This window comes from Bradyrhizobium sp. Mp19 (genome assembly GCF_029952935.1).
GTDB lineage: Bacteria > Pseudomonadota > Alphaproteobacteria > Rhizobiales > Xanthobacteraceae > Bradyrhizobium > Bradyrhizobium elkanii.
Map to the genome: position 1 here is coordinate 36,385 of NZ_JASAUT010000052.1, position 18,815 is coordinate 55,199.

The window sequence follows — 18,815 nt, forward strand, 5'->3', positions numbered from 1 at the left end:
CTCGCAATGACGACCGGGGGATGGCATGGAAACCATCGGCAGCCAAAAGATCTGGTCGTTCTTCGACCGCCGCGGATGCCAGGTCGCGAAGAACGCGGCGGTGCGTGAGGGGCCGGGCCATCGCGTCGGCTCTTATCTCGAGCTCGCCACCAAGATCGCCGAGCTGCAATTCCTCAACCGCGATCATGTGCTGCTGTTTCGCGGCCAGGGCGCCGACTACAGGAACATCAAGCGCAACTCGTCGCTGAAGCCGACGCTGTTTCGTGGCGGCCGCGGCAATCCCGATCAGGCGACGCTGGTCGGGCGGTTCGACGCGCTGCAACGCGCCGAGCGGATACTGATCGCCGAATACGCCAGGGAAAAGCTGCTCGGGCTCGAGCGGTTGAAGCGGCATCGCATCCTGCGCTGGTCGATCCTGCAGCATTACGAGGTCTGCACCACGCCGCTGCTCGACGTCACCCATTCGATCCGGATCGCCGCCTCCTTTGCCTCGCTGGCGGAGACCGGCACCGCCTTCCTCTATGTGCTGGGCGTACCGAATCTGAGCGGCGCGATCACCGCGAGCGCCGAGGCCGGCCTGCAGATCGTGCGGCTCGCCAGCGTCTGCCCGCCGTCGGCGGTGCGCCCGCATATCCAGGAGGGCTATCTGCTCGGCGAGTATCCGGAGATGTCCGGCACCGAGCAGAAGGAGAACTACTTTCCCTACGAGATGGATTTCGGCCGGCGGCTGGTCGCAAAATTCTCGTTCGCGCCGGCGTCGTTCTGGAAGAACGACAATTTCCCGCAGGTGGCGAAGAGTGCGCTCTATCCGTCGGAGAAAAGCGATCCGCTGTTCCGGCTGGCGCTCGGGGTGAAGAGGCAGCTCGGCGGGTAATCTCGTGTCGCGATGACGCGCAGGTGTGACTCTCAGGCATGTGTATGACCCGCGGGCCGTGCAACATCCTCAGTGTCGTCCCGGGCTTGACCCGGGACCCATAACCACAAATGTCGGTTGTTGCACGACGCTGCGGCCCCAGCGTGTCTCACCAACTCGATCTTGTGGTTATGGGTCCCGGCTTGCGCCGGGACGACGCCGGTCGAGGTGCGCGGGTTACGCCGCGCCATCGCGCTACTGGCTCGCTCTCGCGGCATCGCGGGCCATCCGCCTGGCCGCCGTCTTCTCCATCATCCGTTGCATCGTTTTCCAGTATGTCGCCGGGCGGAAGCGTTGCAGCAAATCCATGAAGTATGCGTCCTTGCCGATCAGGATGCGCGGCTGGTTTTTCTCGATGCCGGCGATGATGCGTTGCGCGGCCGCGGTCGGCGTGGTCCTGGCCAGCGCGTCGAAGCGCTCGATCGATTGGGCGCGGCGGGCATTGTCGGTGACGCCGGTGCCGGCGCGCGAGCTGCGCGCGATGTTGGTGGCGACGCCGCCGGGATGCACGACGGACAGACGCACCGGGCTGTTCGCCACCGCAAGCTCGTGGCGCAGGCTTTCCGAGAAGCCGCGCACCGCGAACTTGGCCGCGCAATAGGCGCTCTGGCCGGGCGGGGCGATAATGCCGAAGATCGAGGAGATGTTGACGATATGCGCCTCGCGCTGCCGCGAAAGCTGCGGCAGGAAGGCGCGGGTGCCGTGCACCACGCCCCAGAAATTGATGTTGAACAGCCACTCCATCTGCGCCTGATCGAACTCGCCGAACTCGCCGAGCAGCGCAACGCCGGCATTGTTGACGAGGATGTTGAGCGAGGGATGCGCTGTAACGGCGGCCTCCGCGAACGCCGTGATCTGGTCCGGCTCGCTGACGTCGAGGCGGTGCACGGTGACCTTGCGCGGGCTCGCTTTCGCGATCTCCGCGGCGGCGGCGCGCAGGCCGGCCTCGTCGCGGTCGGCGATCGCCAGATCGCAGCCGCGCAGCGCCAGTTCATGCGCGAGCGCGCGGCCGATGCCGCTGGCGGCTCCGGTCACGGCAGCGGCGGATCCAGAGATCGCGGTCATGTCAGGTGAGCTCCATCTCAACGGGGGTGGTGGTTGCCAAGCGGGGAACACGGCGTTTCCACACTTTTCTCAAATTGGAACTGAACCATCCAGTGATTTTAGGCATTTAACCTATGTTACGTGCTCGAACCGAAGCATTCAAACCAAGGGAGCCACCCATGGGACAGTCAAAGCCCTATCGTGCGAAGGCCCTGGTGGTTGAGGACGATCCGATGCAGCGCGAGATGATCGGGCTGCTGCTGGAGGAAAGCGAGTTCGACGTCATCGCCTGCGAGAGCGCCGAGGCCGCCGAACTGGTGTTGCAGGGCAACGGCGACAACGTCGTGCTGATGATGACCGACGTCGAATTGGCCGGACACATGACCGGCGTCGAGCTCGCCCATGCCGCGAAGAAATACAGACCCGATCTCGACGTGATCGTCACCTCGGGCAAGCCGCTGCGGCAGCGCCTGCCCGAAGGGGCGTTGTTCTGGGCCAAGCCCTGGGCGCCGCTGGACGTGATCCGGGTCGCCGAGATGAAGGCGTCGGAGCTTTCGCATCGCGGATGGCGCAGGTCGTCATAACGGGGTGTCGGCGCGGGCGCCGGGCGGAGGCCCGGCAGCCGCTTCCGCCGTCCCCGTCGCCGTGATATTGGCGGACGATGTCCCGCCCGCCGAGGATGTGAAGTGACGGATTTGAAGTGACGGATTTGCAGTGACCTGGTCCTTTCTGCTGACGACGCTGATCGTGGTGGCCTCGCCCGGCACCGGCGTGCTCTATACGCTGGCGGTGGCGCTGACCCGGGGAGCGCGGGCGAGCGTGGCGGCGGCGTTCGGCTGCACGCTCGGGATCGTGCCGCAGATGATCGCGGCGATGCTCGGGCTTGCCGCCATCCTGCACACCAGCGCCGTGGCGTTCGCGGCGCTGAAATGGGGCGGCGTCGTCTATCTGCTCTACATGGCCTGGCAGGCGCTGCGCGAGCGCGGCGCGCTCGCCGTCGACACCGAGATCAAGCCGCGCTCGCGCCGGCGGGTGATCGTGACCGCGATCCTGATCAACATCCTCAACCCGAAGCTGTCGATCTTCTTCCTGGCCTTCCTGCCGCAGTTCATCGCCATCGACGAGCCGCATCCGCTGGCACGGATGGCCGAGCTCAGCGGTGTGTTCATGGCGATGACCTTTGCGGTGTTCGCGGTCTACGGGCTGTTCGCCGCCTCGGTGCGCGACCGCGTCATCACCCGGCCGAAGGTGATGGCCTGGCTGCGGCGAAGCTTTGCCGCCGGTTTTGCCCTGCTCGGCGCCAGGCTCGCCTTCGCGGAGCGCTGACGTCGCGCCCTGACGCAGGCCATAAAAAAGCAGGCGTTGCGCCTGCTGCCTTGCGCCCCGTCAGTCGGGGCCGATCGATGTAGGACCGGTGAATTCGAGGTTGCTGTCGCTGCGACCGGTTGTCCCGGTCCGGGTGCCCGGGCAGGGCAAGAGCCGCTACCCGGGCTGGAATTCGTTACTTCTTGGCGGCCTTCTTCTTGGTGGCCTTTTTCGCCTTCGCCTTCTTCGCCTTCTTCGCTTTCTTAGCCATAGTATCCTCTCAGGGTTTCATGGATTGAACGCGACTCCGAGGCATGCTTGGCGGAGGGCCAGCCTCGCAACATCCTCGATATCAAACTCAGCAGATTCGGAGGCTGCTGCCGCGTGCTGTCACGGCGCCGTCATCGTGTTATCCACAGCTGTTACGTGTTTTCGCCAGTTTTTCGCAAAGCGCGGGCATGTCGTCGTCGCGTCCGTCATGCTTAACGATGCGCAAACGGCGGATGCGCAGATCTTCATCAATTCAAAACCACAGCACGGATTGCCACGTCGCGGGTGACGCTCCGTTAAGTGGCGCGGCCGCATGCTCTTCCGTAAGACAACGGGGATTGTCATTGGAGGAAACGCCCGGGGGGCGGACGGTCATTTCAGGAGAGGCGAGGCCGATACGGGTCTCGAACAGGGGCGATGTTGAGCGTTCCGACGCTTTGGACGGTATTCATTATCAATTTTCTCGCGCTCGGGCTGATCTGGGCCTATGTCGCGCGCAGCTATCCTGCTTTCGGCGCGGCGCGGTTCTGGACCGCATCGGCGCTCGTCGCCTCCGCCGGCGCCACCTGTGCGATGCTTCGCGTGATGCTGACGGACTCGCTGCTGCCGCTGCTTGCGGCGGGGACCTTGATGGTGTTCGCCGCCGGCCTTGCCGCGATGGGCATCGAGCGGTTCTACGACAAGCCCGCGACCTGGCGCGCCACCCTGATGACCACAGCACTGGCCTTCGCCGGTCTCGGCACCTTCATCTTCGCCTATGACAGTATGCCGATGCGCATCCTGGTCTACACCGTCGCACAGGTCACGCCGTTCGCGCTGACGCTGAAGCTGTTGCTGTCGTCCGAGAACGGCCGCGTCAGCCCCGGTGCCCGGCTCGCCGGCATCGTCGCCTCCGTGCTGATCGGCATCTACGCGCTGCGCGCGGTCGGCGCGCTGCTGCAGCCCGGCGAGTTCTCGTTCGTCCGCTTCTCCGCGGGCCAGTCGCTGGTGATCCTGCTGATGGTGTTCCTGTCGATGGCGCTCAATTTCGGTTTCCTGCTGATGGCCATCGACCGGCTCCGCAACGAGGTCGCCGACCTTGCGCTGCTCGACGATCTCACCGGCGTCGGCAACCGCCGCCATCTCTTGCAGCGGCTGACCGAGGAATGCGCGCGCTCCGACCGCAACGGCGAGGCGTTCGCGCTGCTGGTGATCGATCTCGACGGCTTCAAGGGCATCAACGACACCCATGGCCACGCCGCCGGCGACGCCTGCCTGCAGCATTTCACGCTGATGGCGCAGACGCGGCTCCGCCCGGGCGACATGCTGGCCCGCACCGGCGGCGACGAGTTCTGCATCGTGCTGCCGTCCTCGACGCTGCGCGAGGGCGCGATGATCGCACGCCGCGTGCTCGAGGTCTGCCGCGCCGATGCCGAGCAGTGCACTGGCAAGGACATCCCGATCGCGGTCTCGATCGGCGTCGCGCAATGGACCCGTGAGATCGGCCTGCATCCCGATCGCCTGGTCGCCGCCGCCGACCACGCGCTCTACGACGCCAAGAAGGGCGGCAAGAACGGCTACGCGACTTACGAGCCGAAGGCGCCGGAGATGGCCGATCCGCTGGAGGCGACCCTGCGCAAGCGCGCCTGAGCGTGCCAGGGCCCGTACTCATTCCGCGGTCGCAATCCAACGATCGCTATTGCGCCAACTCGGACAATGAAGCCTGCGCGCGGCGCTCGAAGATGACCGCACCCTGGCGCTTGGCGATATCGGCAGCGGTTGCGAAGGCCGATCGTGCCTCCGTCTTGTTGCCCCGGTCGAGCGCCAGCAGGCACGCGCCGCGCAAGCGGTAGATTTCGGGTAGGTAGATGCCGATGCCGGCCTCGTCGATACCTGCGATCGCGCGGTCGAGATGACCGAGCGCGTCCGCGGGGCGGCCCGCGGAAAGCAGAACTTCAGCTGCGAGGCCGAGATAATATTGCGGCAGCGGACCGGCTGCGGTGGCGTTGGCGATCTCGGCATCGATCAGCCGCACCGCGTCGGTGGCGCCTGCACCACTTGCGGTGGCCCACCCGGCCAGGATGAGGCTGCTGGCGCGCCATGGCGGCAGGGCGAACTTCTCGGCCAGCGCTGCCGCGCGATGTGCCACAGCGTAAGTCGCTTCGCGGTCTCCCCCGAGCTGATAGCCTATACCGACATTGTGCAGCCCGTGCGCGAGACTGTTCGGGTGATCGAGCATTTCGGCGAGCGCAATGCCTTGTGTGAAATGCGGCTTTGCCTGTTGTTCGTCTCCCGATAGCCGCCATGAATTGCCGCACTGGATATGAGCGCAGACGGCGGGATCGTGACCTCCAAACGCGTGCGCAAGATGGCGATGCTGGGTCATGTCGTAAAGCGCGATGACGTGCTGGCAGCCCTCCAGCGCGCCGCCGACGTCGCCACGAAAATATGCCGTTGAAAATTGGCAATGATAGGCTTCCAGCAACAACTCGCGATCGCCTGACTGTTGCGCGAGCGACACCAGCTCGCCGGCGCGGTCGCGGGCGAGGGCCGTTTTGCGCCTGAGGTTGGCGTTGATCCAGAGGCCCCATTTGGCCTGGAAGGAAGCGGTGCTGTCGCCGATCTGCTCGCCGATCTCGCCAGCCTTGGTATAGGCTGCTTCGGCCTCGGCGCTTTGCATGCCGTGGGCGACCACCGACGCCGCGCCGAGCTTGAGCCAGAACTCCACTTGCCGGCGCAGGCCGTCTTGCGCCGGCATGGTTTCGGCGAGCTTGAGACCCGCGGTGAAATGCGCGATCGCCTCCACATAGGCCGAGCGGCTCACGGCCTGGTTGCCGGCGCGCATGCGGTAATCGCAAGCGAGAGCGAGCTGCTCCGCTTCGCCGAAATGATAGGCCAGCAACTCCGGTTCCTTCACAGCGACATCGCCAAAACGCTCCAGCGCGAAACCGACGCGCCCGTGCCATTCTCGGCGGCGCATCAGCAACAGGCTTTCGTAGGCGGCGTCGCGCACCAGCGCGTGCTTGAAGTTGAAGCTCCGCTCAAGGCCACGCTCCTCAGGAAACACAATTCCCGCGGCAACCAGCTTTGCCAGCATGTCTTCCAGTTCGTCGTTGTCCTTGCCTGCTACCGCTTCCAGCAAGGCAAAGGTAAATTGCCGGCCGATCACCGCGGCAATTTGGGCCACCTCGCGGGCGCCGCCGAGACGGTCGAGGCGGGCCATTAGGGAGTCCTTCAGCGTCGCCGGCACCGAATCCTCGCCCGCCGATTCCATCACGCTTCGGGTCAGCTCTTCGACGAACAACGGCACGCCATCAGTCTTGGCGATGATCGCGGCGATCGTGTCCGCCGTCAGTCCATGCGCGGCGGCGACGCTTGCGACCACCTGCACGCATTCGGGGCGGCCAAGGCGTCCGAGTGTGATCAGCGTGGCGTGTGGCCTTGACAACCAGGGCGGCGTGAAATCCGGTCGCGCCGACACAACGACAAGAAGCCGCGCGCGGGCGATGCTGTCGGCCAATCGCGTCATCAGTTCGATCGTGGTCGCATCGATCCAGTGCGCATCTTCCAGCACGGTCAGCACCGGATCGCTGTCGCTGGTCCGCGTCATGATCTCGACGATCAGCGCCAGCGTCGCGGCCTTGCGCTGCGCCGGCGACGCGGCGGGAGCCGCCTCAGCCAGCGGGATCGACAACAGCTCGGCCAACAGCGGTAGCGCAGCCGGATCGGCGATGTGCCGCGCGCCAAGAAGCGCACGGAGTTTCTCGGTGCGCACATCCGACGGGTCGGCAGGCGCGAGGCGCGCGACCCGGTTGAGATACTGGATCACCGGGTAGAGCGCGCTATCGCTGTGATAGGGTGAGCATTGCAGATTGATGCGCGCAAGAGCGTCGGCCGCAAGCTCTTGCTGCAGCGCCTCGATCACGCGCGATTTGCCGATTCCTGCTTCGCCGGTCACGGTCACGATCTGGCCGTCGCCTTGCCGCGCCAGATGCCAGCGTTCGCGCAGCAGTCCCATTTCATGCGCTCGGCCGACCAGCGGCAGGCGTCTCGCGCGGATCGCGGCAAATCGGCTTTCGACCGAGGCCTCGCCGCACACGCGCCAAGCTGGCACCGGTCGGGAGAAGCCCTTGAGCTCGTGCTCGCCGGTATGGGTGAGTTCGAATAGGCCGCCCAACAATTTCTGGGTGGACTCGCTGATAAGGATGCAGTCTGCACCGGCCAGCGCCTGCAGCCTCGCCGCGAGGTTGGGTGTTTCACCGACGATGGTCCGCTCCTGCGCCGAGCCGGTGCCGATGATTTCGCCGACCACGACAAGACCAGTGGCGATGCCGATCCGGGTCTGCACGCGTGTGCCGTCGGGCAGTTCGATTGCGCCGACTTCCGACAGAATTCCAATCGCGGCGCGAACGGCACGTTCCGCCGCATCCTCGAAGGCGCGGGGAAAACCGAAATAGGCCAACACACCATCGCCCATGAACTTGGCGACAAATCCACCGTAACGGCCGATCGCACCGGCCACCGCGTCCTGGTATCGCCGGATCAGGCCGCCGAGCAGCTCCGGATCAATCTTCGCTGAGAGTGCCGTCGAGCCGACCATATCGGCGAACATCACCGATACCTGCCGCCGCTCGGCGTCGCCAGAGCCGGGCGCCCCAGCCGCGGACGAAGCTTTGCCGGGCGAAGGAGCCTTGTCCTCGGAAATCGGGCTTGCTGCGATATTACGGCCCGCGATCGCCTTCAAAAGCCGGCGGCGATTGCCCAGTGAGAGGCCCAATTGCTCGAGATCATGGTCATGGAGGTCGGGCAGGATGTCGAGGTCGATGTCATTCGCCTCAAACGCGTCGGCATATTGCTCGAGATTCTGCCCACGCAACCAGTCGCGCAGATCGCTCATGCCGTCGATTCCCCCCACCCGGCGCTACTAAAGGTAGATTGGCACATCTACCTGACCGTGGGATACAGGACTTTGGGCGCGGGATTTCGAGCAGCAGAGGGAAGCTCCGCCCGGGGTCATTTTCGACAGATGCGGCGGCGGATTTGGGCTAGACGCGCTAACGAGGCCACGCCCTAACGAGGAGCGACACCGGATATTCCCTGATGATGCCTCGCCTGCTCACCGCGCTCCTTGCGCTGGCCCTGTCCTCCGCCGTATCAGCCCAAACCCCCGATCTCGCGGCCATTGCGCGATCGCAAGGCACGCCCGAGATTCCCGGCTTGAAGATGGTCTGGCTGTCGCCTTGGGGCGACGTCGCCAAATCGCATCCCTGGCGCAACATCATCGTGCACCAGACCGAGGGGCCGCAGGGCTCGGCGCGATACGGCGCCGAGGCGCAGCACAAGAACCCGACCCGGCGCGGCGTCATGGTCTGGGTCGAAACCGACGGCACGGTTTACTGGTCGGTCGCCGACAACCTCGTTCCGACCCACACCGACGGCGCCGATCGCAACGACAACAAATACATCGACAACAGCAAGACCTATCGCCAGGTGAACAAGGACACGTCGATCGGCGTCGAGTTCGCCGGCAATTACCCCGACGTCACGACCGGCCCGACCGACGCGCAGGTCGCGGCCTGGCGGGTGCTCGTGAAGCTGCTGCGCGCGCGTTACGGCATTCCGGCGGAGCGCGTCTACGCGCACAACTGGATCGACTTCAAGGACGCCCGCTACTGCGAGGGCTGCGCGCTCGCCACAATGGCGCGGCAGTGGGGCGAGTAGGGCGCGTACTCTATTAAAAGCCGGGACGCCCGCTTTCGCGGATGAAGCGGAAACCCGATCCGGCCTCAGGGATATCGCCTCCTGACCTTATCGGACGTCGGTGGGCTCAACCCGGCCGTCTACCGTTGACAATTATCGGAGCCATTCGCCGGATCGGATGCCTCGCGGGTCAATGTCTCGGTGCGAGGCGACGTAGTCGATCTCTCCGCGCGTGGTGCCGATGTCCATCAGCTCCGCGTCGCTTAGGTTGGACAAGGTGGCGCGCAGTTCCTGGCGTTCGCGGCGCTCCCGAAAGGCATCCCAATATTTCCAGAAGAAGCTGGAGACATGCCGGGTCGATACGGATGTCCGTTCCAGCCACGTTGTGCCGTGCGTCGAGCTCATCGCGCAGTCTCCATGGGATGGTGTTTCTTCCACGGCTTTAGCGCTCCCCTGTTGCCACCATGGTGTCAGGAGCCGTCATCGCCGGCACGAGGATGCCGCGAGAGCGGCGGGCATGCTTGACCGGCGGCTTACATTTTCCTCACCTGCAGCTTATTCTTGCGATTTCCAGCCAGCCCAAGGCGCTGCCCGGTTATCGGGGGCTCTCATCCGAGGGGATTCCAGGGGGATTCGTATCTTGCGCTATCTCTTCGAGGATTACGCATTCGACCCTGACCGGCGCGAGTTGTATCGCGGCGCGGACGTCGTCCGCATCGCCCCGCAGGTGTTCGATCTGCTCGACTATCTGATCCGCAACAGGGAGCGCGTCGTCAGCAAGGACGACCTCATCAATGCCGTTTGGAATGGGCGCAGCGTTTCGGATGCGGCACTGACGACCCGGCTGAATGTCGCCCGAAGCGCAATCGGCGATTCCGGGGAGGAACAGCGACTGATCAAGACGTTACCACGCAAGGGATTCCGTTTCGTCGGACAGGTGCAGGAGGCGCGAGAGGTTGCAGGTCCGGATCCGGCCGATACGCCCGAGAGCGCCCCTGCGGTACCCGACAAGCCCTCCATCGCCGTGCTGCCGTTCGCGAACATGTCTGGCGATCCCGAGCAGGAGTACTTCGCGGACGGGATGGTTGAGGAGATCACGACTGCGCTTTCGCGGTTCAAATGGCTGTTCGTGATCGCGCGCAATTCGAGTTTCACCTTCAAGGGCAAAGCCGTCGACATCAAGGACGTCGGGCGCAGGCTTGGGGTCCGCTATGTCCTCGAGGGAGCCGTGCGCAAGGCGTCGGGGAAAGTCCGCATCACGTGCCAGTTGATTGAAGCGGCCACGGGCGCACACATCTGGGCGGACAGGTTCGAGCGTGACCTGACGGACGTTTTCGCGCTGCAGGACGACATCACGCTCGCTGTTGTCTCGGCTGTTCAGCCAGAGTTGTTTCAAGCAGAAATCGCAATGGCGTCGCGGCGGCGACCGGAAGACCTCACCGCATATGATCTTTATCTCCGGGCAACACAGCAAGCCGTCCGATCGACCCGCGAAAGTCTGGCCGAGGCACTCCGACTGGTGCAGCGCGCCCTGGAGCTTGACCCTGGGTTTGCTGCTGCGGCAGCTTTGGCAGGTGCCTGTTATTTGGAAAACGTGCTCAGGAGCTATGCGATCGACCAACAATTCGAACGCGAGGCGGCCCTTCGGCTTATGCGCCTGGCATTGAGCCTCGACGATCATGATCCAGGCACGTTGGCAACTGCCGCATTGATCTCGGCTCTTTTGGTCGGCGATTGCGAGGCTGAGATTGAGATGGCCGATCGGGCGGTCGCGCTCAACCCGAATTCATATAACACATGGAACCGCAGAGGCTGGGTCTATAAGATTGCGGGGCAGCCGGAGGAAGCGATCCGGAGCCTCGAACGCGCCATGCGAATGAGCCCGGTGGACCCGCTCCAATTCACAGCGTTAACCGGGATGGGATTTGCCCTTATTGAGCTTCGTCGCTTTGACGAGGCCATCGTTGCAGGGAAGAAAGCCCTGCGTCAGAACCCTTCCTATCCAGGCGCATACCGCTGCCTCGCGTCTGCTTTCGCTCATCTCGGACGGGACGCTGAGGCCCGTGAAGCGGCAGCCGGTGTGCTTGAGCTCGATCCCACTTTCACAATATCGGCGTGGATCGCTCGGAGCCGGCTATCAATAAATGCGAAGCTGATGATCGAGGGTTTTCGCAAAGCGGGGTTGCCCGAATGAGCCGCGCTCCTCCGCATCGACAGGCTGATCTATGGGGCGCGATTTGCCGCGGCGCATCTCCGGAACCACCGATCGAATGTGGACGACGGGTGTTGCAGAACAAGGGCCGGCGTTAACGACGCTTGGCGATTTCCACCCTGAGCGAAATCGCTTCGAGGCTTGTTAAAATTTGCCGGGTACCTCTTCCAGGCTTGGGATCAGGGGAGAGGTATGGGCAAGCGGGCCAAACGTGGAAAGATCGAAACGCTCACCCTGCCGGTCGCCGGAAGAGTTGTAGTTGGCGTCGTGGCCGCTGCCGCATTGGGGTACAGCTTGCTGTGGCGGCCGGCGAGCGTTCAACCAATACGGAAGCAAGCCGCGCACCAGGTGCCGGCGCCATCTAGTCCGACGCCGTCGACTCCCATTCACGTAGCGGCGCCGGTTCAGGCTCCAGCGCCAGCTCCGGTTCCAATCCCGGTCCCCGCACCCCGGATCGAAACACCAAAAGCCGCTGACGCTCCCGGAAGATTTGTTCGGCAGGTGGTTGACTACGTCAGTCACCAGCCGCCGGGCACCGTCGTCATCGATACCGGAAACACATTCCTCTATCTCGTTCTGAACGGCGGGCAGGCGATGCGCTACGGCATCGGTGTTGGCCGCGAAGGTTTCACATGGTCCGGTGAACAGGTCGTGGCCCGCAAGACGGAATGGCCGGATTGGCGTCCGCCGGCAGAGATGCTTTCGCGCCAGCCTTATCTGCCGCGGTTTATGGCAGGCGGTCCTGGTAATCCGCTCGGCGCCCGGGCGATGTATCTGGGCGATACCGAATATCGCATTCACGGCACCAACAAGCCCGATACGATCGGGAAGCGGGTTTCGTCCGGCTGCATCCGGCTGACCAATGACGACGTCACGGACCTTTATGATCGGGTGAAGGTCGGAGCGAAAGTGATCGTGCTTCCGGCACAAGCTGCCCATCGACCATCCCAAAGCGCGCCGCCCGACGCCGCCCTCTCATCGCCGGAACCGGCGTCGCCGTCGAGCCGGCCCTCGGCAGTCAACGCACAACCGCAGTCATCCCGACCGAAGATGGCCGACGCCCAGTAGCTCAAGGCAGGACTTGCGTGGGTCTTGTTCGATGATCGCTCCGAGTCTGAGCCGTAAGCTTCGAAGTCGATAATGCGGAATGCGACAGTTGCGGCACTAATATGCGAGTTTCTATTGCCGCCCGGTTTAGCCACCACGGGCGGCTTTTGACCCGATGCGGACTCCCGGCCAACTGCCATGTTCCCGAATTGGTCTGGTATCACCATCCGTTCTGACGGGACGGTTGAGTGCTGTCCGTCTTAGGCACCGGCGCAGGGCGCAACGCACATAAAATAGGGGCCGCCAACGCAAGCGACCCCTGCCGGATAACCAAAAAATGATCTTTATGAAATAGCCCGGGATTAGGACCCTAGGCCCCTTCTGCTTCAAAGCAGATTTCGTAGAAACACGGTGACAAAAAACGGCCCCAGCGCGTTGGAACGAACACTGGGGTCGCCTCACCGCGCCGTCTCTGGAGAATTGCAGATTATGACAGGCCTGTCTCTCCGGTGTTTCACCGTCCGTCCCAATTGGCCGGAGCTTAGTTCGAATTTCCGAGGGGCCTGTTCTGAATTAACCCATAGCAAATGTTGCCGTCTGCCAAAGTTCTCTCAATCCACAGCGCAGGGGTGTTACCGCGGTTCTCCATGGGTGAACAGAATTTCCCTAGTTAAGTCCGGAACGGACTTAACTCCGGTCTGTTGGGTCAGCGTGATCGGTGGAGATCATGCGATGCTCAAAACAGAAGAAGCTATCCGTCGCTGCAAGTGCGGCCGAGAGCTGACCAACCTCCGCAGCTTTCCTGACGCGCAGACTGGAACTCGCTTCCTGACGCAGCGCTGCGAGGCCTGCGGAGAGGTCAGCATTATCCTGTTTGAGGAAAAGGGAGCGGCGTCGGAATGAACCGCGCCGGCCACCTCAGTTGGCGGGCCCGAGGAACGTTGCGCGGCTTCCCGACTTGAGTCCCTCGTTCCAGGCAGGAACCCAATGAGGAAATTCGCATGGGACCAATTAGACGCCGGAGCATTCAAACTGAGCCGCTGGAACGCGGCTTGCCGGACAGGCCGAAGAGATGCGCGAACGGGCCAAGTCGATGCCGCCAGGTGTTGAGAAGGAGGCGCTGTTGAAGCGCGCCAGGCAAGCCGAGACCGGCGCGCACGCGAGCGAGTGGCTACGCTCTCCCGGGCCGACGTGAATCGAGAGGAGGCGAAGCAAGAACTTGAACAGAAGCTGCGCGGCTATCGTGGGCTTTCGGAGCGTTTCGCCCATGACGCTCTGCGGTTTTTGCTCATTGACATAATCAAGGACATCGAAGAGCAATTAGCGGAGCTGGACCGCCGACCGTAGCAACCTTCCGCTCGCTCAGCCGTATCCCTATTGCTGGAGGATTGCAGCTTCCAGTTTGAGCGCCAGCGCCGCCAAGTCTTATACAGCTTGGTCGCGCTGTGCGCTTGAACGTCGGAGCCTAATAAGGGCACCTCACACCTTGGCTCTCTTACCTATGTGAATGGATTCATCGACCGATCCTGCGATCCTATGGCATGGCTGGTCGCGAACAAGCGTTGCGCACTCAAATGCGCTTTCACTTAGAGGCAGCTTCGGCGTACGCCGAAGAGCTGCATGACACACGCACTCAAGCCGTTGTTGATACAGTGCTGCAAGAGGTTGAGCAGGACGAAAAGCCGGGCCCTAAAGAGCAAGGCCGCCAGCCCAATCCGTAGGAACCACCTCCAAGTACAGATATTGAGAGTAGGGTCTGTGGTGCGACGCTTGAAACACCAAGTTCGTGCCATCCACCCGGAACGGCCCATCGTCGATCGCGCGGTTGGCGGTGGGCCGGTTCTTGATTAGAGCGCTTTAACTGGTGGCGTCTTTCATTCAGCCGAACCAGCAGTAACTACCGCTTGTGGCCCTTAGCCGACATGAACCAAGTTTGCCTCGTTTGTCCGCACCCGAGGCTGATGCGACATTCGTCGGCAGGCGGATCTATGGGCATACGATCCTGGATCGAGGTGCGTGCCGAAGCACTATGCCAAAAGCCAGCCCGTAGCATGGGTGGAGCGAAGCGATACCCATCAACCTTGTGCTGCGCGCACTACGGCAGTCCGCCGGAGCGCGTCTACGCGCACAACTGGATCGACTTTAAGAACGCCCGCTATTGCGAGGGCTGCGCGCTCGCCACCACGGCGCGGCAGCGGGGCGAGTAGGGCAGGTACTCACTAAAATCCGGGACGCCCGCTGTCGGGGACGAAGCGGAAACCCGACCCGACATCGGGGATATCGCCCTCTGACCCGAAGCGGTCCTGCACGCGGATGGCGCGTCGTCGCGTGCGCCATCCGCTCCTGCAATCGATCTCTTGCGAAGAAAAGAGCCTTAGGCCTTCAGGTCCGTGATCCGCATGATCGCGACCACATTCCCATCGTTGTACGCCTGCTCTTTTGTTTCCTTGTTACAGGTCCAGACAAAATTCTTCTTGCCCGTAAAGGTCTTTCCCTCCTGCTCAAGCCGAAGCTCCCCTTCGGTGATATGGCAGATCATGGCGTTCATCATCGGGGGACCCATGGTCTTCGATCCCGGCTGCATAATGACATCGCGCATTGAGACTGTCTTGAATCCTGGGATCAGGGATGGTGTCTCGCCTTCATATTCACGCACCACGACACCTGGCCAAGGTGCCGTATCCTTGTAGCCCGTGGCTTGAGCCTCGGCGGGCTTGATCATGGCAGTCGAAACCGCTGCCAACGCGATTCCCAGTGCGGACCTTCGATCGACCTTCCTCATCGCTTTTCTCCCGACGTTACCGAACGAGCCGCCGCAAATGCAGCGCGCAAAGTTCGTGGTGAACGGTGGTGCGAAACCGAAAAAAGAACGGCCTCTAGGAGAGCGTGCCTGCCGATGGCACCAGTGCTGCTCGTTTGCCCGGACGGTGATTTCGGCACGTCCCGTTTCAAGGGCCGTGACATTCTACGTCACCTGACGCATCCGGGGAACAGGTGGCGATGCACGAAGACACTGCGGCCTGTCGGGAATGTCCGAAATTGGCCCCGTAGCCGACATGGCCAAGTGCGCCTCGCTTGTCCGAGGCTGATGCGGACAGTCGTGGGCAGGCGGAATTATGGGCATTCCTCCACTGCTTCCCGGAATTCTGCCCCCGAAGGCAGTCCCGCTTTGATCTAGATCAAGATCGCCTTAAGCGAGTGAGTGTCACCTGTATCAGCTTCAGGGCGGCCAGTGAGGCACCGCGGCATCCGTGGGTCGAACAGAGGCCGCGCGCGCAGATATTGGACCACGGTCCGATATCACGCGAGGGTTTTGCCTCGTAGCGCGGAAAGACCGGCTGGGAGGTGACGCCTTGCGAGCGAAGTCCAAGCGCGCGCGCGATATCGCCATTTGCGATGGTCCGTCGGATATCGACAAGATGATCTACATACCCGGCGGGACATTCCGCATGGGATCGGACAAGCATTATCCGGAGGAGGCGCCGGCACATCGGGTGAGTGTCGATGGCTTCTGGATGGATCGCCATCCTGTCACAAACAAGCAGTTCAGAAAGTTCGTCAAGGCTACTGGTCACGTTACCGTGGCCGAGATTGCGCCCGACCCGAGAGACTATCCCGGGATCCTACCGCATATGGTCTTTGCGGGCTCACTGATGTTCTTGCCGCCGGGGCATCCGGTCGGCCTGCGCGACTTCAGCCAGTGGTGGACCTTCGCCAGGGGGGCTGACTGGCGCCATCCCTACGGACCGAATAGCAACATCCATGCGCTCGACCATCATCCGGTCGTGCACGTGGCCTTCAACGACGCGCTTGCCTACGCGCAATGGGCTGGCAAGGAATTGCCGACCGAAGCGGAATGGGAGTTTGCGGCACGCGGCGGGCTCGACGACGCCGAGTATGCGTGGGGTGACGAATTCATGCCGCGCGGCCATCACATGGCTAACACCTGGCAGGGTGATTTTCCGCACCAAAACACCAATGCCGACGGTTTCGAACGCACCTCGCCAGTCACCGCATTCCCGCCGAACGGCTACGGCCTTTACGACATGATCGGCAACGTCTGGGAATGGACAGCCGACTGGTATTCCCCCAGGCATGAGGCGGATGTGACGAAGGCCTGCTGCATCCCGGAGAATCCGCGCGGCGGGCGTGAGGCCGACAGCTACGATCCCAGAATGACCAACGTGAAGATTCCAAGGAAGGTCATCAAAGGCGGCTCGCATTTGTGCGCGCCGAATTACTGCCGACGCTACCGGCCGGCAGCGCGCCACGCGGAGCCGGTTGATACTTCCACGAGTCATCTTGGCTTTCGATGCATCAGTCGAGGAGCCTCTAGTGCATCATAAACAGGAGAGCGTAGCCATGTTGAGTTCTGTATTGCCCGACAAGCCGTCGCCGCCTACTAGAACGCCGTCACGCAAGACATCTGGCCGGCTCAAGGGGACCTGCGCCTCGCTGCTCGGCACGACGATGCTGATGGCCTTGTCCGGTCCGGTCAGTACGCCGGCCTTGGCGCAAAACCAGCAAAAACCAAACATCCTCTTCATCATGGGTGACGACATCGGCTGGATGCAGCCGAGCATCTACCATCGCGGATTGATGGTCGGGGAGACGCCCAACATCGATCGCATCGGCAACGAAGGCGCAATGTTCACGCACTATTACGCGGAGCAGAGCTGCACGGCCGGGCGAACGGCCTTCCTCACCGGCATGCAACCGGTTCGCGTCGGCATGACCTTGCCGGAGATTCCCGGCAGCCCATCCTATCTGCGGCCCGGGACGCCGTCGCTTGCCAGGTTCCTGCTCGATCTCGGCTACAACACCGGGGAGTTCGGCAAGAACCATCTCGGCGACCACACCGACTCGTTGCCGACTGCGCATGGTTTCCAGGAATACTGGGGCTACCTGTATCACCTCGACGCCATGCAGGGGGTGAGCTTCCCCGACATCAACAAGACCGCGACCCAGCAGACCGTCGCGCCGCCCTGCAAGAATACGCTGATCCCCGGCCTGCCCGAGGTTGCCGGCGCGGTGGATCCAAAGACCACGGTCTGCCTGACGCCACCGCGTCCGATGCTCGCGTGCAAGTCCTCGGATGGCACCGCCAAGAACATGACATGCAAGGACGAGGGCCCGCTGACCCTCGAGCGATCGAAGGGTATCGACGAGGAAATCTCGGCTAAGGTCGTCGACTTCCTCGATCGCAACGATCCGAGGAAGACCAACAAGCCGTTCTTCGCCTGGTACAATCCGGCACGCATGCACATCACGACCGTGCTGTCGGACAAGTACTTGGCCATGGTGGGCGAGCCCGGCGGCAAGGACTGGGGCGTCAACGAAGCCGGTATGAAGCAGATGGATGACAACATCGGCGTGGTGCTGAAGAAGCTCGAAGACATGGGCCAGCTCAACAACACGATCGTCGTGTTCACCACCGACAACGGCGCCGAGACCATCACCTTCCCGGACGGTGGCGTCACGCCGTTCAAAGGCGGCAAGCTGAGCACTTGGGAGGGCGGCATGCGCGCCCCGATGGTGATCCGGTGGCCAGGCGTCATCAAGCCGGGCACGGTCAAGAACGAAATGTTTGCCGCCCTCGACTGGGTCCCGACTCTCGTCGAGATCGCCGGCGGGCCCAAAGGCGACGGACTGAAGCAACGGATCGAGGCCGGGGAGTATCCCGGCATCGTCAAGACCACGCTCGATGGCGTCAACCAGGTGGAATACCTGAGCGGCAGGTCCGACAAGTCGGCCCGCGACCACTTCCTGTATTACTCCGGCAAGGAGCCGTCGGCGGTCCGCTACAAGAACTGGAAGATGTACTTCGCAATGGTGTCCGACTCACCGTCGGGCTTCATTTCCGGAGTGCTGCCCTTCCACTGGACCCAGGTCGTCAACATCAAGCGCGATCCCTTCGAGACCTCTATTGGTTCACAGCAGAAGACGCTGTTCGGTATGGGCGGGGCGATTGCTTCTCCGTCTACCGCCTATGTCTATGACTGGAACATGCTGCCTATCGGGCAGCAGCTGTGGCTGATGCACCTCGAGACTTTCGTCAAATTCCCGCCGCTGCAGGACCCGGCCAGCTACAACCTGGACCAGGTCATGCAGCAAGTTAAGAATATGAAGACGGCCGGCCGAAGCGACTAGCTGCGAACGTCAGGCCGCGATTGAGAACAACAGAAGCGGCCGGCCCGAAAGCGCCGGCCGCCTATCCCGGGCACCTACAAACTCCACGAGAAGCGCAAGATGAGGCTCTCAACGAAGACTAGTACCCGGAATCAGAGCTGAGTGATACGGCGGCCTTTGAAACGGCGTTGACGGACCTTTTTCTTGGTCCAGACG

16 protein-coding genes and 1 pseudogene are annotated in these 18,815 nt (G+C 62.8%); 13 read left to right on the forward strand and 4 right to left on the reverse strand.

The annotated features are described in order from the left end of the window. Positions 1 to 25: 25 nt before the first annotated feature. Entirely contained in the window at positions 26 to 874 is an 849-nt protein-coding gene (locus QJT82_RS35850) for an FRG domain-containing protein (protein WP_028343421.1), read from the forward strand. Positions 875 to 1,108: 234 nt separating this feature from the next. Here QJT82_RS35850 and QJT82_RS35855 read toward each other — a convergent pair whose 3' ends face one another. Then, entirely contained in the window at positions 1,109 to 1,978 is an 870-nt protein-coding gene (locus QJT82_RS35855) for an SDR family oxidoreductase (RefSeq protein ID WP_028343422.1), read from the reverse strand. Positions 1,979 to 2,136: 158 nt separating this feature from the next. Here QJT82_RS35855 and QJT82_RS35860 point away from each other — a divergent pair, with 158 nt between their 5' ends. The 3 genes from QJT82_RS35860 to QJT82_RS35870 all read left to right on the forward strand — a co-directional run bounded on the left by QJT82_RS35860 (position 2,137) and on the right by QJT82_RS35870 (position 5,161). Continuing rightward, positions 2,137 to 2,541, forward strand: coding sequence for a response regulator (locus QJT82_RS35860; RefSeq protein ID WP_028343423.1), 405 nt, complete (start codon positions 2,137 to 2,139; stop codon positions 2,539 to 2,541). 130 nt (positions 2,542 to 2,671) lie between these two features. Further along, positions 2,672 to 3,283 carry a LysE family translocator gene (locus QJT82_RS35865; RefSeq protein ID WP_028343424.1) on the forward strand — a complete coding sequence of 204 codons (612 nt, stop codon included), beginning with the start codon at positions 2,672 to 2,674 and terminating at the stop codon, positions 3,281 to 3,283. Between the two features lie 666 nt (positions 3,284 to 3,949). Then, on the forward strand, positions 3,950 to 5,161 hold the full coding sequence (locus tag QJT82_RS35870) for a GGDEF domain-containing protein (RefSeq protein ID WP_028343425.1): 1,212 nt from the start codon (positions 3,950 to 3,952) through the stop codon (positions 5,159 to 5,161). A 46-nt stretch (positions 5,162 to 5,207) separates the two neighbouring features. Here the strand turns inward: QJT82_RS35870 and QJT82_RS35875 are convergent, their stop codons facing one another. Beyond that, on the reverse strand, positions 5,208 to 8,408 hold the full coding sequence (locus QJT82_RS35875; RefSeq protein WP_051448074.1) for an adenylate/guanylate cyclase domain-containing protein: 3,201 nt from the start codon (positions 8,406 to 8,408) through the stop codon (positions 5,208 to 5,210). 203 nt (positions 8,409 to 8,611) lie between these two features. Between QJT82_RS35875 and QJT82_RS35880 the strand changes: the two genes are divergently transcribed. Then, positions 8,612 to 9,232 (forward strand): peptidoglycan recognition family protein, encoded by a 621-nt coding sequence (locus QJT82_RS35880; RefSeq protein WP_035632722.1) that lies wholly within the window; start codon positions 8,612 to 8,614, stop codon positions 9,230 to 9,232. Between the two features lie 132 nt (positions 9,233 to 9,364). Here QJT82_RS35880 and QJT82_RS35885 read toward each other — a convergent pair whose 3' ends face one another. Beyond that, on the reverse strand, positions 9,365 to 9,616 hold the full coding sequence (locus QJT82_RS35885; RefSeq protein WP_028343427.1) for a DUF1127 domain-containing protein: 252 nt from the start codon (positions 9,614 to 9,616) through the stop codon (positions 9,365 to 9,367). 235 nt (positions 9,617 to 9,851) lie between these two features. Here QJT82_RS35885 and QJT82_RS35890 point away from each other — a divergent pair, with 235 nt between their 5' ends. The 6 genes and pseudogenes from QJT82_RS35890 to QJT82_RS35920 form a co-directional block, all read left to right on the forward strand. Further along, a complete protein-coding gene (locus tag QJT82_RS35890; RefSeq protein ID WP_028343428.1) occupies positions 9,852 to 11,405 on the forward strand; it encodes a winged helix-turn-helix domain-containing tetratricopeptide repeat protein in 1,554 nt (517 codons plus the stop codon). A 210-nt stretch (positions 11,406 to 11,615) separates the two neighbouring features. Next, positions 11,616 to 12,491 carry a L,D-transpeptidase gene (locus QJT82_RS35895; RefSeq protein ID WP_028343429.1) on the forward strand — a complete coding sequence of 292 codons (876 nt, stop codon included), beginning with the start codon at positions 11,616 to 11,618 and terminating at the stop codon, positions 12,489 to 12,491. A 711-nt stretch (positions 12,492 to 13,202) separates the two neighbouring features. Then, a complete protein-coding gene (locus tag QJT82_RS35900; protein WP_155258707.1) occupies positions 13,203 to 13,373 on the forward strand; it encodes a hypothetical protein in 171 nt (56 codons plus the stop codon). A gap of 264 nt (positions 13,374 to 13,637) precedes the next feature. Continuing rightward, positions 13,638 to 13,817, forward strand: coding sequence for a hypothetical protein (locus tag QJT82_RS35910; RefSeq protein WP_028343430.1), 180 nt, complete (start codon positions 13,638 to 13,640; stop codon positions 13,815 to 13,817). Between the two features lie 194 nt (positions 13,818 to 14,011). Further along, the gene (locus QJT82_RS35915) at positions 14,012 to 14,191 is read left to right on the forward strand and encodes a hypothetical protein (RefSeq protein WP_155258708.1); all 180 of its coding nucleotides are present in this window, start codon (positions 14,012 to 14,014) and stop codon (positions 14,189 to 14,191) included. A gap of 369 nt (positions 14,192 to 14,560) precedes the next feature. Next, positions 14,561 to 14,677, forward strand: a pseudogene (locus tag QJT82_RS35920) (N-acetylmuramoyl-L-alanine amidase); the annotation flags it as partial. Between the two features lie 167 nt (positions 14,678 to 14,844). On the opposite strand, the gene QJT82_RS35925 reads toward QJT82_RS35920, so the two are convergent. Beyond that, positions 14,845 to 15,252: a hypothetical protein gene (locus tag QJT82_RS35925; RefSeq protein ID WP_028343431.1), complete on the reverse strand. Its 408-nt coding sequence runs from the start codon at positions 15,250 to 15,252 to the stop codon at positions 14,845 to 14,847. A 637-nt stretch (positions 15,253 to 15,889) separates the two neighbouring features. Here QJT82_RS35925 and QJT82_RS35930 point away from each other — a divergent pair. Continuing rightward, positions 15,890 to 16,816, forward strand: a complete 927-nt coding sequence (locus QJT82_RS35930; RefSeq protein WP_028343432.1) for a formylglycine-generating enzyme family protein — start codon at positions 15,890 to 15,892, stop codon at positions 16,814 to 16,816. Between the two features lie 130 nt (positions 16,817 to 16,946). Then, the gene (locus tag QJT82_RS35935) at positions 16,947 to 18,620 is read left to right on the forward strand and encodes a sulfatase-like hydrolase/transferase (protein ID WP_028343433.1); all 1,674 of its coding nucleotides are present in this window, start codon (positions 16,947 to 16,949) and stop codon (positions 18,618 to 18,620) included. The last annotated feature ends 195 nt before the right edge of the window (positions 18,621 to 18,815 follow it).